The organism is Streptomyces sp. NPDC091280 (genome assembly GCF_044768565.1).
Classification (GTDB): domain Bacteria; phylum Actinomycetota; class Actinomycetes; order Streptomycetales; family Streptomycetaceae; genus Streptomyces.
In genome coordinates this window covers 334,533-350,514 of the sequence record NZ_JBIVUZ010000006.1, presented here as the reverse complement: position 1 = coordinate 350,514, position 15,982 = coordinate 334,533, and the positions used below count along the sequence as shown (strand labels likewise).

Here is a 15,982-nt window from a genome sequence, read left to right as displayed (position 1 = left end):
ACCACGCAAGGAGATCCAGTGCTCGACGCCGACTTCTTCCGCCGTTGGTTGACGGCGACCGCCGCCTCGGTGGCCCGCGAGGCGGGACACCTGACCGACCTCGACTCCCCCATCGGCGACGCCGACCACGGCGCGAACCTCCAGCGCGGGTTCACCGCCGTCACGGCCACCCTGGAGAAGGAGGCGCCGGCCACCCCGGGTGCCGTCCTCACCCTCGCCGGGCGGCAGCTCATCTCCACCGTCGGCGGCGCCTCGGGGCCGCTCTACGGCACGCTGCTGCGCCGTACCGGCAAGGCGCTCGGGGACGCCGCCGAGGTGAGCGAGGAGGAGTTCGCGGCGGCGCTGCGCGTGGGAGTCGACGCGGTGATGACGCTCGGCGGGGCCGCACCCGGCGACAAGACCATGATCGACGCACTGGTCCCGGCGGTCGACGCGCTCCCGGACGGTTTCGCCGCCGCGCGCGCCGCCGCCGAGGAGGGCGCCGCGGCGACCACTCCGCTCCAGGCCCACAAGGGCCGGGCGAGCTATCTCGGGGAGCGGAGCATCGGGCACCAGGATCCGGGCGCGACCTCGTCCGCGCTGCTGATCGCCGCGCTCCAGGAAGCCGAGGACACCGGGGAAACCGGGGAAACCGGGGAAACCGCAAAGAACGAGGAGCCCGGCGGTGAGTGACGAGCGGCTCGTGGGGATCGTGCTGGTGTCGCACAGTGCCCAAGTCGCGGCTTCCGTGGCCGAGTTGGCGCGCGGACTGGCCGGCGCGGGCGCGGCCGTGCCGCTGGTCGGGGCCGGTGGCACCGAGGGCGGCGGGCTCGGCACCAGTTCCGAACTGATCGCCGCCGCCGCCGCGTCCGTGGACCGCGGCGCCGGAGTCGCCGTCCTCACCGATCTGGGCAGCGCCGTGCTCACCGTGAAGGCCCTGCTCGCCGAGGGCGACGAACTCCCGCCCAACACCCGCCTGGTGGACGCCCCGTTCGTCGAGGGCGCGGTGGCGGCGGTCGTCACGGCCTCGACCGGAGCGGACCTCGACGCGGTGGAGGCTGCGGCCGTGGAGGCGTACACGTACCGGAAGGTGTGAGACACCCGGCCGCTCGGAGCACACCCACCAGATCCCAGGACACCCGGCCGCTCGGAGCACACCCGCCTGATCCGGGGACAGCCGACCGATCCGCACACTCCCAGCCGGTCCAGGCACACCCGGATCAGTCCGGGCCGCCTCCGCCCCCGTACCGCCTCCGTCCCCGGGCCATCTCCATCCCCGAGCCGCCTCCATGCCCGGGCCGCCTCCGTCCCGTGCGCTACGACACGCCCTCCGCCGCGATGGCCAGCGCCGAGCGCAGCGTCCTCGCCGCCTCGGCGTCGCCCGCCGTCGCGTCCGGCGCGGTCTCGGCGGGGCTCCACGCGAAGCGTTCGACCGCCGCGCGCAGTGCCGCGTTGAGCATCGCCGCCTGGATCAGGGGGCGCAGGTCGTCGGCGGGCAGGCCGGCGCGCTCGGCCAGGGCGCGGGCGAACGCCGGTTCGGCCTCGTCGTAGGTCTGGAGCCAGATCGCGCGCAGGCCCGGTTCGGTGCGGGTGAGGCGTACCAGTGCGCTGCCGGTGGCGCCGTCGGGGCCGGTCGCGGCGAGGAGGCCGGTGGTGAGGTCCGGGCCGAGGAGGTCCTCCAGGGGGAGGCCGGGCGGCCACTCCCGCAGCCGGGCGGCGATCACGTCGATGCCGGCCGAGAACAGCGGTCGTACGCAGCTCTCCTTGCTCGGGAAGTAGCGCCACACGGTACGCGCCGAGACGCCGACCGCCTGTCCGATCTGTTCGCCGGTGGTCGCCGTGACGCCCTGGGCGACGAACAGTTCGACCGCGGCCCGGGCGATCTCCAGCCGGATCTCGGCCTTGCGCGCCTCGGTGAGCGGGGGCCGTCCCGTGCGTCCGCTGGATGCGGTCATCAGTTCCCTCCGGCTGGGGTCGTGCGGTGACCTCCGGGGATTCTGCACCATGATCCGCCCACCAATTTATGTCACTCGCAGACATTAAGTCGTATGGTGAGGGCACAACGGGCGCGGAGCCCTCGCACCACGAACAGGAGCACCTCATGACCAACCTCATCACCAGTGGACTCGACGGACGCAGCGTCATCGTCACCGGAGCGGGTTCGGGCATCGGGCGCGCCACCGCCCTGGCCTTCGCCGCGCAGGGCGCCAAGGTCGTGGTGGCCGATCTGAACGCCGACGGCGCCGAGGCGGTCGTCAAGGAGATCGAGCAGGCGGGCGGCACCGCGCTCGCGGTCACGGGCGACCTGAGCGAGCAGGCGGTCGTCGACGAGGTGACGGCGACCACCGTGGAGAGGTTCGGCGGGGTCGACGTCCTGGTGAACAACGCGGGGATCATGGACCGCATGTCGGCCCTGGCGGACGTGGCCGACGCGGAGTGGGAGCGGGTCATCCGGGTCAATCTGACCGCGCCGTTCCTGCTCACCCGGGCCGTGCTGCCGCACATGCTGGCGGCGGGCCGGGGCGCGATCGTGAACACCGCCTCGGAGGCGGGCCTACGGGGCAGCGCGGCGGGCGCCGCCTACACGGCCTCCAAGCACGGGGTCGTCGGTCTGACCAAGAACCTCGCGGTGATGTACCGCAAGCAGGGCATCCGCGCCAACGCCATCGCCCCGGGCGGTACCGCGACCAACATCTCCGTGGACGCCGACCCCGAGGCCCTCGGGCCCGCCGCTCTCGGCCCGCACTTCGTCAACGTCGGTCGCGTGGCCGGCCCCGAGGAGCAGGCCGCCGCGATCGTGTTCCTCGCCTCGGACGCGGCGAGCAACATCAACGGCGTGATCCTGCCGGTCGACGACGGCTGGTCGGCGGTCTGACCCCCGTCGACCGCCGCCCTACGACCCCGACCTCACCCCCGCCCCCGCCCCCGGTGTCGCCGGCGGCGTCGGCGTCGTTCCGGCGGCCGTTCCCGCCACGAGTTGCCGCGCCAGCCGCCGCCCGGTCTCCACGGCGGCGGCGTGGTCCTCGATGGGCTTCACCCGGGAGTCCTTGAACACGATGTAGGTGACCCCGGCATCCGTACCGCCGCCGCGCGGATCGGCGCGGATGCCGAGGCCCTTGGCCGTGGCGTACGACGCCTCGCCGATGATGTCGTGCGGGCCGACGTCCCCCACGACGGCGTACTGCACCCGGTCCCGGTAGACGACGGCGGCGACCGAGCCGCCGCCGATCCGGTGGTCCCGGTGGTTCCAACGGGCGCTGGCGGCGGGGACCACGATGTACGGGAGCCGCTCGGCGTCGAGATAGCGGCCGTCGGACTGCTGGTAGGCGGTCATCGCCGAGAAGAGCGGGTCGGTGCGCGCGTTGCAGCGGGCGCCGGCCTGTCCGTCGCAGTCGATGTCCATGTCGGCCTTCCAGTAGACGGCCTCCTTGGTGCCGCAGACGGGGATCGTCGCGGGCGCCCCGTCGTCGGTGCGGTACCGGCCGCGCGAGACGGGGGCGCAGTCACGCACCTTGGCCAGCAGGTCGGCCGCCGCGACATCGCCCTCGCCCCGCGGCGCCGCGGGACCCGCCAGGGGACGGACGGGTTCGGTCGCTCCGGCGGCGGGCAGCGTGGTCGGGGCGAGCAGGGCGGCGCCGGCCGCGACCAGCGTCAGCGTCTGGACACGCACGATGAGGACCCTCTCCTGGGGGATCTGACGGACACTCAGTCCACCCTGGTACCGGTCCGATCGCACGGCCACTGATAGGGGGCCGGACGGTGCACGCCCCCGAATTACGGGGGGTCCGAGGCACTCCCGACGGGGGCCGGGGGCCCGAGCCGTGTCGGCTCCGGCCGCCCGACCGCCCGCGCCGGCGCGGGATCAGCGACGACAGCGGTCCGCGCCACCGGCATGAACTCCCCACTCACAGGGGTGAGTTCAGCCGTGAGGTGTTCAGCATACGTAACCTTCGCGACCGATCTTCAGCGGCGCCCCTCTTGATGCGATTGCCCCACCCGCGTCATATTGGTCCGGACCTTTCAGCTCGTGTGATGCCCGTGCCGGACCGGGGAGGCAGAATCGTGCGACGCGTCCGGGTCATTCCCGCTCTCCCCCGTGCCGCCGGCGCCTGTGCCGCGCTCCTGCTGCTCACCGCCTGCGGTGCGGACGGCGGCGGGGACGGAGACGGTCACGCGCCGGGTGCCCCGGTCGGCGTCACGGCCGCGGCGGGGAGCGCGACCACCGTGCACGTGATGTGGGACGCGGTGACGGCTGACCCGGGCATCCGCGTCTACGAGATATACCGGGGCACCACGAAGGTCGACGAAGTGCCGGGTTCCGAGCACATGGTGGACGTCACCGGGCTCAAGTCCGCGACCGTGTACGCCTTCACCGTGCGGGCCCGGGACACCGCAGGCCGCCTGGGACCGAGCAGCCGGGAGGTGCGGGCCCGGACCCCGGTCGCGGTCGCGGCGGACCGCTCGGCGCCCACCCGCCCGAGCGCCCCGCGGGGCCGGGTCGTCGGCAGCCGGGCGGTCCAGCTCTCCTGGGGCGGCTCGACGGACGACCGGGGCGTGGTGTCGTACGACGTCTACCAGGGCGGGGCGAAGATCCACAGTGTGGGCGGCGCGCAGACGGCGACCGTGGTCACGGGGCTGCGGCCGGGCACGCGCTACTCCTTCACCGTGCGGGCCCGGGACGCCGCCGACAACCTCTCGCCCGCAAGTGCGGCCGTCCGGCTCACCACGGCGCCGGGCGGTGACGACGGGCGGGGCACCGCCCCCACCGGCTTCGGCGCGAGCACGCACCGGGGCGACGACGGCGCCTACTACATCGACCTGTCCTGGGTGCCGCCGCGCACGGACGGCGTGGTCACGGAGTATCAGATCGACCTCGACGGGCGGCCGGCCACCTCTCTGGTCTGGGGCGGGACCGCCCCGCGCGACCGGGCGACGTACAGCTTCTACGCGGGCCGGACGGCCGGGGAGAGCCATCGGGTGCGGCTGCGGGCACGGCTGCCGGACGGTACGTGGGGCGGGTTCTCGGCGGAGCGGACGGTGACGACCGGCGAGGCCGCGCCCTGAGGGTTCCCGCCGTCATCGCCTCGAACCGCCGGGATGTCCGCGAGGCCGGTGATCACCCCCCGCCCCGGCCACGCGGACGCCTGCCGGCCCGGGAACCGCTGCGCCCCGCCCCCCTGAGCCGGACGAAGGAATCCGTCACCTGCCCGGTCGCCGTCCGGGTGCGGGACGCGCCCGGGACGCGTTGGCTTCCCTGGAGGCAGCACGGCCGTTTCCCGATCCCGGCGGCGCAAGGGATGTTCCGCCAACCGTGCCGTTGGAGGGCAGTCCCATGCGCACTTCTCAGCTCCTACTCCGCTCCGGCCTGACCGTGACAGCCGCCGCCGCTCTTCCCCTCGCCCTGACCGCCGTTCCGGCCGGCGCGGCCTCGGGGATCTCCGTGAGCACGACCGGGACCACCGTCTCGGTCACGACCAGCGCGTGCTCCCAGAACCGCACCACCGGAGTCTGGGGCACCGGCTCACTGCTGACCAGCAGCCAGGCGAGCTTCGCCGAGGGGCGGAAGGCGACCCTGGCGGGCACCACCGTCAGCCAGTCCACGGCCTGGACGAACGTCACACCGGGCACCTACACCGTCATCGTCATGTGCCAGAACTCCAGCACCCCCGCGGGCACCCAGTCCCTGATCGTCTCCGCCGCCGCGACCCCCAGGGCCACCGCCACGGCCACGCCCTCGCGCGGGGTCATGGGCGGGCTCGGCGGGGCCACGAAGGACTACGGCCCGCTCACCCTGGGAGTCGGCGCGGGCCTGGTGGGAACCGGTGTCATCGCGACCGCCTGGTTCCTGCGCAGACGCGCGAAGCCCTACCGACTCTGACCGTCCCCCTCTCTGTCCCTGTTCCCGTCCCCATGGCCGAGGGGCCGCCCTGTCGTCGGGCGGCCCATCGACCCTGTCCTACGGCAGCTCGGCGAACTCCTCGATCGCGTGGGTGAGCCAGCGCGTCCAGAAGGTCTCCAGGTCGATGCCCGCGCGCAGCACGAGGTGCCGCAGCCGGTCCTGGGGGCTGTCCCGGTCCGGCGGGAAGTCGTGCTTCTCGATCGCCTCGTACTCCGCCAACTGCCGCCGGTGCAGGTCGAGATGGCGGCGCAGGTCGGCCTCGATGCCGTCGGTGCCGACCACCGCCGCCGCGCGCAGCCGCAGCAGCGTGGTGTCGCGCAGCGGCTTGGGGTCCTGGGCGGCGGCGGTCCAGCGGGCCAGTTCGGCCCGGCCCGCCGGCAGGACCTCGTAGCTCTTCTTCTGGCCACGGGCCGGCTGCTCGGGCGTGAGCGCCCGGATCTGGCCCTCGGCCTCCAGTTTTCCCAGCTCGCGATAGATCTGCTGGTGCGTGGCGGACCAGAAGTAGCCGATCGACTTGTCGAAGCGCCGGGTCAGCTCAAGCCCCGAGGACGGCTTCTCCAGGAGGGCGGTGAGGATCGCGTGCGGGAGTGACATGGGGTCATCCTAGGGACGGCCCTCACAGGGCGGCGGCGACCTCGGTGCCCTGCTTGATGGCCCGCTTGGCGTCGAGTTCGGCGGCCACGTCGGCGCCGCCGATCAGGTGCACGCTGCGTCCGGCGGCGGCCAGTTGGTCGTAGAGGTCGCGGCGCGGCTCCTGGCCGGTGCACAGCACGATCGTGTCGACGGGGAGGACCGTGCTCTCGCCGCCCACGGTGACGTGGAGCCCGGCGTCGTCGATCAGGTCGTAGCGGACGCCCGGGACCATGGTGACGCCCCGGTGCTTGAGTTCGGCGCGGTGGATCCAGCCGGTGGTCTTGCCGAGTCCGGCGCCGACCTTGGTCTCCTTGCGCTGGAGGAGGTGGACGGTGCGCGGCGGGGCGGGGCGCTCGGGGGCGGTGAGGCCGCCGGGGGCCGCGTAGTCCATGTCGACGCCCCAGGCGCGGAAGTACGTCTCCGGGTCCTCGGCGGCCTTGTCGGCGCCGTCCGTGAGGAACTCGGCGACGTCGAAGCCGATGCCACCCGCGCCGAGGATCGCGACGCGCTCGCCGACCGGGACGCGGTCGCGCAGGACGTCGAGGTAGCCGACGACGCTGGGGTGGTCGACGCCGGGGATGTCGGGGGTGCGCGGGGTGACTCCGGTGGCGACGACGATCTCGTCGTAGTCCGCCAAGTCCCCAGCGGTCACGGGGGTGTTGAGCCGTACGTCCACGCCGTGCTCGGCCAGCCGGGTGCGGAAGTAGCGCAGCGTCTCGTCGAACTCCTGCTTGCCCGGGACCTGTCGGGCGACGTTGAGCTGTCCGCCGATCTCGCTCGCGGCGTCGTACAGCGTCACGCGGTGGCCGCGTTCGGCGGCGGTGACCGCGCTCGCGAGTCCGGCCGGGCCCGCGCCGACGACGGCGACGCGTTTGCTCAACCGGGTCGCGGAGAGGACGAGTTCGGTCTCGTGGCAGGCGCGCGGGTTGACCAGGCAGGAGGTGATCTTCCCGCTGAAGGTGTGGTCGAGGCAGGCCTGGTTGCAGCCGATGCAGGTGTTGATGGCGTCGGAGCGGCCTGCCGCGGCCTTGGCGACGAAGTCCGGGTCGGCAAGCATCGGGCGGGCCATCGACACCATGTCGGCGTACCCGTCGGCGAGCAACTGCTCGGCGAGTTCGGGGGTGTTGATGCGGTTGGTGGTGACGAGCGGGACGGACACCGCGCCCATCAGCTTCTTGGTCACCCAGGTGTAGGCGCCGCGCGGTACCGAGGTCGCGATGGTCGGGATGCGGGCCTCGTGCCAGCCGATGCCGGTGTTGATGATGGTCGCCCCGGCCGCCTCGACCGCCTTGGCGAGGCCGACGACTTCGTCGAGCGTGGAGCCGCCGGGGACGAGGTCGAGCATCGACAGCCGGTAGACGATGACGAAGTCCTCGCCGACCGCCTCGCGCACCCGGCGCACGATCTCGACGGGGAAGCGCGTCCGGTTCTCGTAGGAGCCGCCCCAGCGGTCGGTGCGGTGGTTGGTCGGGGCGGCGATGAACTCGTTGATGAGGTAGCCCTCGGAGCCCATGATCTCGACGCCGTCGTAGCCGGCCCGGCGGGCGAGGCGGGCGGTGCGGACGTAGTCCTCGATGGTCTGCTCGACCTCGTCGTCGGTCAGCGCGCGGGGCCGGAAGGGGCTGATCGGCGCCTGGAGGGCGCTCGGTGCGACGAGGTCCTGGTGGTAGGCGTACCGCCCGAAGTGCAGGATCTGCAGCGCGATCCGCCCGCCCTCGCGGTGTACGGCGGCGGTGATCCCGGCGTGCTGTTCGGCCTCGGCGTCGGTGGTCAGCTTGGCGCCGCCCTCGTAGGGCCGTCCGGCCTCGTTGGGCGCGATGCCTCCGGTGACGATCAGGCCGACACCGCCCCGCGCGCGGGCCGCGTAGAACTCCGCCATGCGCTCGAAACCGCGCTCGGCCTCTTCCAGGCCGATGTGCATGGAGCCCATGAGGACCCGGTTGGGCAGTGTGGTGAAGCCCAGGTCGAGGGGTTTCAGCAGGTGCGGGTAACGGCTCATCGGGCCCTCCGTGCGCGGTGTGGTGCGTCTTTTGTAGAGGACGGACAGCCGCTTGTGCAACTAGTTGCACAAAGGCGTGGGCGAGCCGGTCACCGGATCCACCGGGCGATTCACAGGGATCCGTTACCCGTTCCTTATCGGGGGGAGTCGAGAATCACAGGGAGGCGTGCCGCGGGATGCCGGGCGCCCGGGCCGAGGGAGCGAGCCGTGACGCACGACCCTGAGCACGACGACCACCGTTCCGGGGCGATACCGCCGATGCCGGACCACGCGCCCGAGTGGGAGGTGCTCACCGGGCCCGGCGGGGCCGAGCGGGAGCACGGTCTCGGCCGGCTGTGGCGGCAGCGCTCGAAGCGGTCCCGGGCGGTGATCGCGGCGGTCACCGTGGGTGTGCTCGCGCTGGGCGGCAGCGTCGCCTACGCGGCGACCTCGGGAGGTTCGGGCAGCGCCGCGATGCCCGCCGCGGCCGGGTCCGCCGCCCCGTCCGGTTCGCCGTCGCCCGGCGGGCCCGGCTTCCGGCACGGGGGCGGCATGTGGTTCGGCTTCGGCGTCGGCGGCAAGGCCGTGCACGGCGAGGCGACGGTCAAGGACGACTCCACCGGCAAGTGGGTCGTACGGATCTGGCAGCGCGGAACGGTCACGAAGGTCGACGGCGACCAGGTCACCGTCAAGAGCGACGACGGAACCTCGTGGACCTGGACGGTGGGGTCCGGCGCGACGGCCCAGAACTCCGCCGCCCTCAAGAAAGGTGACACCGCCTCCCTGATCGGCACCCGCTCCGACAGCGGCAAGCGCACCGCCGACCGCGCGTTCACGGGCACCCTCGACCGCAAGGGCCAGGGCGGACCGGGCAGGTTCGGCGGCGGCCACGGCCCCTGGGGGCGCGGCGGCCCGAGCGCTCTGCCCAGCCCGTCCGGCAGCGGCGCTACGACCTGACCACGCCCCCCGATCCGACACCGATCACGACAGTCGCGTACATCTCCTCGGAGTACGCCGACCGCGTCTCAAGCCCCGCGCCCCTGAACGCCTCGACCGCTGACGGGAGTTGGCGCTCGCTGGTCTCGACGAGCAGGCAGCCGCCGGGGGCGAGCCAGCCGGGGGCGGCGGTGGCGACCGCGCGGAGGATGTCGAGGCCGTCCGTGCCGCCGTCGAGGGCGACCAGCGGCTCGTGTTCACGGGCCTCGGCCGGCAGGAGGCCGACCTCGGCGCTGGGGACGTAGGGCACGTTGGCCGTCAGGATGTCGACGCGTCCGCGCAGCGCGTCGGGCAGGGCGGCGAACAGGTCGCCCGTGTGGACGTGTCCGCCGAAGGCGGCGACATTGCGGCGGGCGCAGCGCGTGGCGGCGGGGTCGATGTCGGCCGCGTGCAGTTCGACGCGGCCGAGGGCCGCCGCCAGCGCCGCGCCGACCGCGCCGGAACCGCAGCACAGGTCCACGACGACGGCCGCGTCCGGCGCCTGGGCGAGGGCCTGTTCGACGAGGAACTCGGTACGGCGCCGGGGCACGAACACACCGGGTTCCACGGCGATGCGCAGACCTCCGAACTCGGCGTGGCCTACGACGAGTTCGAGGGGCAGTCCCGCGACGCGGCGGTCCACCATCGCGGCGGCCTCGTCCGAGGTGCGGGCGGCGGCGAGGATCAGCCGCGCCTCGTCCTCGGCGAAGACGCAGCCCGCGGCGCGGAGCGCGGCGACGACGGAGGCGGGGGGAACAGGGGAAAGAGAGGGCATGGAAGCCGAGAGCCTTTCGGAAGGGGGCCGAAGGGCGCTCTCGCGGTCACCCGCTACCGGTGATCCGAGCTGTCCAGAGGTGAGAGCACCCGGCACGACACAGCGGAAATGGGTCTCACCTCCCACGAGTTCTGGGCCGCGGGACGTCCGCGACGGAGGGCAACAGTACCCGAAGGGCCACGCCCGCGGGGAGCCGGGTTCCCGGCCGAGTTGTACTGTGCAACCAGGACGTCGAAGGGGACACAGCGTGCGAGCGGACCGGGCCGTGGAGACCATCCAGCGCGAGATGACCACCTTCGCGCGGCGCGCCCGGGCCTCGGCGGGCCGGCTGCACCCCGAGCTGTCCCTGGTGTCGTACACCCTGCTCAGTCACCTGGAGGAGCGCGACGGCCGCCGGGCCACCGATCTGGCCGCGCACTACGCGCTCGACAAGTCCACGGTCAGCCGCCAGGTGTCCGCCCTGGAGCGCGCCGGCCTCGTCGAACGGCGTCCCGCTCCCGAGGACCAGCGTGTCCAGGTCCTCCATCTGACGGACGCCGGCCGCCGGATCCTCGCCCAGGTCACCGAGAACCGCCAGGCCGCCTTCCGCGAGCGGCTGGCGGACTGGCCGGAGGAGGATCTGCGGCGCTTCGCCGGCTATCTGGAGCGCTACAACGCGTGGCCGCGGCACCCCGCCGAGCAGGGGTGAGGGGTTCGGCCCCGCGCTACGACACTCCGACCGCACGGCCCTCGGTCAGATGCTCCGGCGCCCGCGCCGCGAGGAACTCGGTGGTCCGGCGGAGCCGGAAGCCCAGCGTCTCGTAGAGCCGTATCGCGCTGGTGTTGCCCGCGCCGGTGTGCAGGAACGGGGTCTCGCCGCGTTCGCGGATGCCGTGGGCGACGGCGAGGACCAGCCGGCTGGCGAGGCCCTGGCCGCGGACGGACGGGTCGGTGCAGACGGCGCTGATCTCGGTCCAGCCGGGCGGGTGCAGCCGCTCGCCGGCCATGGCGACGAGGGCGCCGTCCCGGCGGATGCCCAGGTAGGTGCCGAGTTCGACGGTCCGGGGCAGGAAGGGGCCCGGCCTGGTCCGCTCCACCAGGTCCAGCATCTCGGGCACGTCGGCCGGGCCGAGGAGGACCGCCTCCGGATCCGGCGCCGCGGCCAGCCCGTCGTCCACCATCTGGACGCCGTCGATGTCGAAGGTGATCTCCCAGTCGTCCGGGACCTGCTCCCGGCAGCCGAAGAGCGCGATCTCGGCGCCGGGACCGGAGAACGCGGCGACGTCCGCCCAGTCGTCGGCGTCGGGCTCGCCGGGCAGGGCCAGCCACGGGGACACGTCGGCCGGGTAGCGCAGGATCCGGCCGCGCCGCTCGGCGAAGCGGGCGTGCGGGCCGGTGAGGGAGGCGCGGGCCGGGTTGTCCAGGACGCGTTCGTCGGACGTGCTCATGCGGTGACCTCGATCACGATCTTGCCGCGCGCGTGACCGTCCTCGACGGTGCGCAGGGCCTCGCCGGCCTGTTCGAGCGGGAAGGTCCGGGTGACGTGCGGGTCCAGCCGGCCGCTCACCACGAGCCGTGCGACCTCGTCGAGCACCGCGCTGTTGCGGGCGCGTTCGACGCGGGCGCCGCCGAGCTTCTCGACCTCGGGGGCGGGCGCCCCGGCGGTGATCAGCTTCGCGGGGTCGTCGAGCAGGGTCGCCGCCTCGGCGAGCACGTCGCCGCCGATGAGGTCGTAGACGCCGTCGACACCGTCCGGCACGGCCGCGCGCACCCGGGCGGCCAGGTCGGGGCCGGAGGGGACGTGGAGCGCGCCCAGCGACTCCACGAAGTCCTTCTTGCCCTCGCTCGCCACGCCCACGGCGCGCAGTCCGAGGGCGCGGGCGATCTGCACGGCCGCGGAGCCGACGCCGCCGCCCGCGCCGGTGACCAGCAGGGTCGCGCCGGCGGGCAGGTCGAGCTGGCGGACGCCGTCGTAGGCGGTCGCGGCGGCGACGGGCAGGGCGGCGGCGTCCGGGAAGGAGAGTCCGGCCGGCTTGTGGGCGGTGACCGTCACGGGCAGCAGGGCGTACTCGGCGTAGCCGCCGGCCACCGTGTTGCCGAAGACCGCGTCGCCGACGGCGATTCCGTCCACGCCCGCGCCGATCTCCTCGACGACGCCGGAGACCTCGTTGCCGAAGACCGCGGGGAAGGTGCGCGTGTCGCTCTCGCCGGGCCGCCGGTAGCCGGTGCGCTGCTTCCAGTCGACCGGGTTGACCCCGGCGGCGCGTACCGCGACGAGGACTTCACCGGGACCGGGACCGGGCCGGTCCGCCTCGACGAGCGCCTCCGTCTCGGGTCCCCCGTATCGCGTGAAGACGTATGCCTTCGGCATCGGCTCCCTCACTCTCCTTCGCAGTCGCCACTTCACCGGCACTCAGGACCAAGGCCGATCACCGGACGGCTATTCCCCGCGGCCCGGAGAGTTCATACGGCCGCAATGATCGGCGCTACCCCTCGGACCTGGGCATACCCGGTGAACGCGTACCGTTGAAGTGAGAACCGCTGATCACGCTCGCCCGGCGGACCCGCGCCGCAGCGACCTGGAGGCTCCACCCGTATGCACGTCACCCGAGGTTTCACCGGACGCCCCCGCGTCCCCGACGCCGGTCTGCCGCCCGGCCAGTACGACGCGGGCGACGACTGGCCGGTCCTGTCCGCCGAGGTCACCCCCGACCTGGCACCGGCGGACTGGACCTTCCGCGTCGACGGACTGGTGGCCGAGCCCCGCACCTGGAACTGGACGCAGGCCCACGAACTGCCCGCGTCGGCCTACGAGGGTGACATCCACTGCGTGACAAGCTGGTCGAAGTTCGGCGTGCGGTTCGGAGGCGTCTCGCTGGACGCGTTCCTCGACGCGGTACGCCCCCACGCGTCCGCCACCCATGTGGTCGCCTACGCGCACACCGGGTACACCACGAACCTGCCGCTCTCCGACGTCACCGGCGGCCGGGCCTGGATCGCCTGGGAGTACGACGGCCGGCCGCTGCCCGCCGAGCACGGCGGGCCCGCCCGGCTGCTGGTGCCGCACCTGTACTTCTGGAAGAGCGCCAAGTGGATCGCGGGCCTTCGTCTCCTGGACCACGACGAGCCGGGCTTCTGGGAGCAGAACGGCTATCACGCCCGGGGCAACCCCTGGGAGGAACAGCGGTACTCCGGTGACTGACACCTTCGCCCCCAGTACCAGGTTCGCGGTGCCCGGACGCATCGCGGTGAGCAACCGCGCCGCCGCCGTGTGGCAGACCGCCACGCTCACCGAGATCCGCCGGGAGACCCCGGACGCCTCGACGTTCCGGTTCGCGGTGCCCGGCTGGACGGGCCATCTGGCGGGCCAGCACCTGATGCTGCGGCTGCGCGCCGAGGACGGCTATGTGGCGCAGCGCCACTACTCGATCGCCTCCCACCCGGACGACACCGGTCATGTGGAACTGACCCTCGACCACGTCGCGGGCGGCGAGGTCTCCGGCTGGTTCCACACGGTGGCCCGGCCCGGCGACGAGGTCGAGGTGCGCGGCCCGCTGAGCGGCTTCTTCGCCTGGCCCGGCGACCGGCCCGCGCTGCTGCTGGGCGCCGGTTCCGGGGTCGTACCGCTGATGTCGATGCTCCGGCAGCACCGGGCGCGACGGCTGTCGGTGCCGCTGCGGCTGGTGGTGTCGGCGCGCGGCCCGCAGGAGTTGATCTACGCGCGGGAGTACGGCGCCGAGACCACGACCGTCTTCACGCGCAGCGCGCCGGCGGGGCTGCCGGTGGGGCGGCTGGCCGCGGCTCATGTGGCGCCGCTGCTGGCCGAGCGGCCGGCCGGCGGCTGGGAGGCCTATGTGTGCGGCTCGAACGGCTTCGCCGAGCATGCCTCGCGGCTGCTGGTCGAGGCGGGCCAGCCGGTGGACCGCATCCGCATCGAGCGCTTCGGCTGAGGCGGGCCCCGGCCTCCGGTTGAGGGAAGTGCCCCGGAGGGGGTACGACTTCTGTGTGGACGCTCGCATCCGTGCGCGGTGTCGAGGCGGCGGTGTTCCCCGCGCTCCTCGGCTCCGGTGACGGCGAGGAGGTCGACGTGCGGAACCGGGTCCGGAGTCTTCGCCGGCGGCGCAATCCGCTGCGGCGCCGGTCGGACGTCGTGGAGATGTGGACGGCGGTCGCCGTCGCCGTCCTCCTGTTCGTGTGCGCGCCGCTGGCCGGGGCCGCCGCGGGGCTGTGGGCCCACGACGAGGCCCGGTCCGTCGCCGCGACCGCGCGCGCCGACCGGCACCGGGTCCGCGCCGAGGTGATCGGCTCCCCGCCCGCCGGACTCCCCTCCGTGGAGGGCAGCCGCCCGCAGGACTTCCTGGTCGCGGTGCGCTGGACGCAGCCGGGCGAGGGGCCGCGTACGGGCACGGTCGCGGTCCCGGAGGGAACGGCGCGCGGTGACACGGTGGACGTGTGGCTCGACGCGAAGGGCCGCGCCGTGGCACCGCCTCCGGGCGAAGTGGCCGTCTGGCAGCACACGTTGACGGTCGGTGCCTGGACCACGGGCGGTACGGCGGCCCTGGTCCTCCTCGCGTCCGCACTCGTGCGCCGGATCTCACTGCGCCACCGGCTGGCCGAGTGGGAACGGGACTGGGCACTCACCGAACCGCGGTGGACCCGCGGACGGGCGTGAGACGGGAGCGGCCGGGGCGCCGCCATCCGCGAGGAGTTGTCGGGCCTGGCGAGTCCTCCGATGTCGCACGTACGGTGTGATCATCCGTGCTCACCCTTCACAAAGGCGGTCATCGATGGCTCTGTTCGACCTTCCGCTCGACGAACTCCGTGAGTACCGCAGTGCGTCCGCCGCGCCCGAGGACTTCGATGCCTTCTGGTCCAAGACCCTCCAGGAGGCCCGCGAGCACGATCTCGACGCCCGTTTCGAGGAGGTCGACGCGGGGCTGTCCACGGTGCGGGTGTACGACGTGACGTTCGCCGGGTTCGGCGGTCACCCGGTGAAGGGCTGGCTGCGGCTGCCGGCCGCCGCGGACCGGCCCCTGCCGCTGGTCGTGGAGTTCGTCGGCTACGGCGGCGGACGGGGGCTCCCGCACGAGAACCTGCTGTGGGCCTCGACCGGCCGCGCCCACTTCATCATGGACACGCGCGGCCAGGGCAGCGCGTGGGGCGGCGGCGGTGGCACCCCGGACCCGGTGGGCGGCGCGCCGTCGTACCCCGGCTTCATGACCCGGGGCATCGACGCGCCGGAGAACTACTACTACCGCCGGGTGTTCACGGACGGTGTGCGGGCGGTCGAGGCGGCGCGTTCGCATCCGCTGGCCGACCCCGCGCGCACGGTGGCGCTCGGCGCGAGCCAGGGCGGCGGGATCACGCTCGCCGTGGGCGGACTGGTCGGCGACCTCGCCGGGATCGCGCCGGACGTGCCGTTCCTGTGCGACTACCCGCGCGCCGCGACCCTCACGGACCGCGACCCGTACCGGGAGATCGGCCACTACCTGAAGACCCATCGTGGCCGCACCGAGGACGTGCTGCGCACGCTCTCGTACTTCGACGGCGTCCACTTCGCCGCCCGTGGCCGCGCCCCCGCGCTCTTCTCGACGGGCCTGGAGGACCAGACGTGCCCGCCCTCCACGGTGTTCGCCGCGTTCAACGCCTGGGCGCACGAGAACAAGAGGATCGAGGTCTACGACTTCAACGACCATGAGGGCGGCGGCCCTTACCAGGAGGCGGTCAAGGTGGACTGGCTGCGGTCCTACGTCTGAGGCGCGCG

18 protein-coding genes are annotated in these 15,982 nt (G+C 73.6%); 11 read left to right on the top strand and 7 right to left on the bottom strand.

Going from position 1 to position 15,982, the window contains the following annotated elements:
• The first annotated feature begins 18 nt into the window (after positions 1–18).
• Both dhaL and ACIQPR_RS20430 read left to right on the top strand, forming a co-directional pair.
• The gene (gene dhaL, locus ACIQPR_RS20435; RefSeq protein WP_403650246.1) at positions 19–672 is read left to right on the top strand and encodes a dihydroxyacetone kinase subunit DhaL; all 654 of its coding nucleotides are present in this window, start codon (positions 19–21) and stop codon (positions 670–672) included.
• The gene (locus ACIQPR_RS20430; protein WP_403650243.1) at positions 665–1,075 is read left to right on the top strand and encodes a PTS-dependent dihydroxyacetone kinase phosphotransferase subunit DhaM; all 411 of its coding nucleotides are present in this window, start codon (positions 665–667) and stop codon (positions 1,073–1,075) included. Before dhaL ends, ACIQPR_RS20430 begins: the two co-directional genes overlap by 8 nt.
• Before the next feature lie 220 nt (positions 1,076–1,295).
• On the opposite strand, the gene ACIQPR_RS20425 is transcribed toward ACIQPR_RS20430, so the two are convergent.
• Positions 1,296–1,934, bottom strand: coding sequence for a TetR/AcrR family transcriptional regulator (locus ACIQPR_RS20425; protein ID WP_403650240.1), 639 nt, complete (start codon positions 1,932–1,934; stop codon positions 1,296–1,298).
• 146 nt (positions 1,935–2,080) lie between these two features.
• Here ACIQPR_RS20425 and ACIQPR_RS20420 point away from each other — a divergent pair, with 146 nt between their 5' ends.
• Entirely contained in the window at positions 2,081–2,854 is a 774-nt protein-coding gene (locus tag ACIQPR_RS20420) for an SDR family NAD(P)-dependent oxidoreductase (RefSeq protein WP_403650237.1), read from the top strand.
• An 18-nt stretch (positions 2,855–2,872) separates the two neighbouring features.
• Here ACIQPR_RS20420 and ACIQPR_RS20415 read toward each other — a convergent pair whose 3' ends face one another.
• A complete protein-coding gene (locus tag ACIQPR_RS20415; protein ID WP_403650234.1) occupies positions 2,873–3,649 on the bottom strand; it encodes a glycoside hydrolase family 75 protein in 777 nt (258 codons plus the stop codon).
• Between the two features lie 392 nt (positions 3,650–4,041).
• Here ACIQPR_RS20415 and ACIQPR_RS20410 point away from each other — a divergent pair, with 392 nt between their 5' ends.
• Complete coding sequence (locus ACIQPR_RS20410; protein ID WP_403650231.1) at positions 4,042–5,043, top strand: fibronectin type III domain-containing protein; 1,002 nt, start codon at positions 4,042–4,044, stop codon at positions 5,041–5,043.
• Positions 5,044–5,311: 268 nt separating this feature from the next.
• On the top strand, positions 5,312–5,857 hold the full coding sequence (locus ACIQPR_RS20405; RefSeq protein ID WP_403650228.1) for a hypothetical protein: 546 nt from the start codon (positions 5,312–5,314) through the stop codon (positions 5,855–5,857).
• Positions 5,858–5,935: 78 nt separating this feature from the next.
• On the opposite strand, the gene ACIQPR_RS20400 is transcribed toward ACIQPR_RS20405, so the two are convergent.
• Both ACIQPR_RS20400 and ACIQPR_RS20395 read right to left on the bottom strand, forming a co-directional pair.
• Positions 5,936–6,472 carry a PadR family transcriptional regulator gene (locus ACIQPR_RS20400; RefSeq protein ID WP_403650225.1) on the bottom strand — a complete coding sequence of 179 codons (537 nt, stop codon included), beginning with the start codon at positions 6,470–6,472 and terminating at the stop codon, positions 5,936–5,938.
• A 22-nt stretch (positions 6,473–6,494) separates the two neighbouring features.
• On the bottom strand, positions 6,495–8,510 hold the full coding sequence (locus ACIQPR_RS20395; protein WP_403650222.1) for an FAD-dependent oxidoreductase: 2,016 nt from the start codon (positions 8,508–8,510) through the stop codon (positions 6,495–6,497).
• 207 nt (positions 8,511–8,717) lie between these two features.
• Here ACIQPR_RS20395 and ACIQPR_RS20390 point away from each other — a divergent pair, with 207 nt between their 5' ends.
• Positions 8,718–9,446, top strand: coding sequence for a hypothetical protein (locus tag ACIQPR_RS20390; RefSeq protein WP_403650219.1), 729 nt, complete (start codon positions 8,718–8,720; stop codon positions 9,444–9,446).
• Here ACIQPR_RS20390 and ACIQPR_RS20385 read toward each other — a convergent pair.
• Positions 9,436–10,239: a putative protein N(5)-glutamine methyltransferase gene (locus ACIQPR_RS20385; RefSeq protein WP_403650216.1), complete on the bottom strand. Its 804-nt coding sequence runs from the start codon at positions 10,237–10,239 to the stop codon at positions 9,436–9,438. The genes ACIQPR_RS20390 and ACIQPR_RS20385 overlap by 11 nt on opposite strands.
• Positions 10,240–10,525: 286 nt before the next feature.
• Here ACIQPR_RS20385 and ACIQPR_RS20380 point away from each other — a divergent pair, with 286 nt between their 5' ends.
• Entirely contained in the window at positions 10,526–10,927 is a 402-nt protein-coding gene (locus ACIQPR_RS20380) for a MarR family winged helix-turn-helix transcriptional regulator (RefSeq protein WP_403650631.1), read from the top strand.
• 16 nt (positions 10,928–10,943) lie between these two features.
• Here ACIQPR_RS20380 and ACIQPR_RS20375 read toward each other — a convergent pair whose 3' ends face one another.
• Together ACIQPR_RS20375 and ACIQPR_RS20370 are read right to left on the bottom strand one after the other, a co-directional pair.
• The gene (locus tag ACIQPR_RS20375) at positions 10,944–11,666 is read right to left on the bottom strand and encodes a GNAT family N-acetyltransferase (protein WP_403650214.1); all 723 of its coding nucleotides are present in this window, start codon (positions 11,664–11,666) and stop codon (positions 10,944–10,946) included.
• Positions 11,663–12,589 (bottom strand): NADP-dependent oxidoreductase, encoded by a 927-nt coding sequence (locus ACIQPR_RS20370; RefSeq protein ID WP_403650211.1) that lies wholly within the window; start codon positions 12,587–12,589, stop codon positions 11,663–11,665. The genes ACIQPR_RS20375 and ACIQPR_RS20370 overlap by 4 nt, the downstream gene beginning before the upstream one ends.
• Positions 12,590–12,814: 225 nt before the next feature.
• Between ACIQPR_RS20370 and ACIQPR_RS20365 the strand changes: the two genes are divergently transcribed.
• The 4 genes from ACIQPR_RS20365 to ACIQPR_RS20350 all read left to right on the top strand — a co-directional run bounded on the left by ACIQPR_RS20365 (position 12,815) and on the right by ACIQPR_RS20350 (position 15,974).
• Entirely contained in the window at positions 12,815–13,420 is a 606-nt protein-coding gene (locus ACIQPR_RS20365) for a sulfite oxidase-like oxidoreductase (protein ID WP_403650208.1), read from the top strand.
• Positions 13,413–14,168, top strand: coding sequence for a ferredoxin reductase (locus ACIQPR_RS20360; protein ID WP_403650205.1), 756 nt, complete (start codon positions 13,413–13,415; stop codon positions 14,166–14,168). The genes ACIQPR_RS20365 and ACIQPR_RS20360 overlap by 8 nt, the downstream gene beginning before the upstream one ends.
• Before the next feature lie 71 nt (positions 14,169–14,239).
• A complete protein-coding gene (locus ACIQPR_RS20355; protein WP_403650202.1) occupies positions 14,240–14,890 on the top strand; it encodes a hypothetical protein in 651 nt (216 codons plus the stop codon).
• A gap of 115 nt (positions 14,891–15,005) precedes the next feature.
• A complete protein-coding gene (locus tag ACIQPR_RS20350) occupies positions 15,006–15,974 on the top strand; it encodes an acetylxylan esterase (protein ID WP_403650199.1) in 969 nt (322 codons plus the stop codon).
• The last annotated feature ends 8 nt before the right edge of the window (positions 15,975–15,982 follow it).

What these genes read in the sequence shown, in the direction of transcription:
- ACIQPR_RS20425 (WP_403650240.1), bottom strand. Translation starts at nt 1,934, where the DNA reads ATGACCGCATCCAGCGGACGCACGGGACGGCCCCCGCTCACCGAGGCG.
- ACIQPR_RS20420 (WP_403650237.1), top strand. Translation starts at nt 2,081, where the DNA reads ATGACCAACCTCATCACCAGTGGACTCGACGGACGCAGCGTCATCGTC.
- ACIQPR_RS20405 (WP_403650228.1), top strand. Translation starts at nt 5,312, where the DNA reads ATGCGCACTTCTCAGCTCCTACTCCGCTCCGGCCTGACCGTGACAGCC.
- ACIQPR_RS20400 (WP_403650225.1), bottom strand. Translation starts at nt 6,472, where the DNA reads ATGTCACTCCCGCACGCGATCCTCACCGCCCTCCTGGAGAAGCCGTCC.
- ACIQPR_RS20395 (WP_403650222.1), bottom strand. Translation starts at nt 8,510, where the DNA reads ATGAGCCGTTACCCGCACCTGCTGAAACCCCTCGACCTGGGCTTCACC.
- ACIQPR_RS20385 (WP_403650216.1), bottom strand. Translation starts at nt 10,239, where the DNA reads ATGCCCTCTCTTTCCCCTGTTCCCCCCGCCTCCGTCGTCGCCGCGCTC.
- ACIQPR_RS20380 (WP_403650631.1), top strand. Translation starts at nt 10,526, where the DNA reads ATGACCACCTTCGCGCGGCGCGCCCGGGCCTCGGCGGGCCGGCTGCAC.
- ACIQPR_RS20375 (WP_403650214.1), bottom strand. Translation starts at nt 11,666, where the DNA reads ATGAGCACGTCCGACGAACGCGTCCTGGACAACCCGGCCCGCGCCTCC.
- ACIQPR_RS20370 (WP_403650211.1), bottom strand. Translation starts at nt 12,589, where the DNA reads ATGCCGAAGGCATACGTCTTCACGCGATACGGGGGACCCGAGACGGAG.
- ACIQPR_RS20365 (WP_403650208.1), top strand. Translation starts at nt 12,815, where the DNA reads ATGCACGTCACCCGAGGTTTCACCGGACGCCCCCGCGTCCCCGACGCC.
- ACIQPR_RS20350 (WP_403650199.1), top strand. Translation starts at nt 15,006, where the DNA reads ATGGCTCTGTTCGACCTTCCGCTCGACGAACTCCGTGAGTACCGCAGT.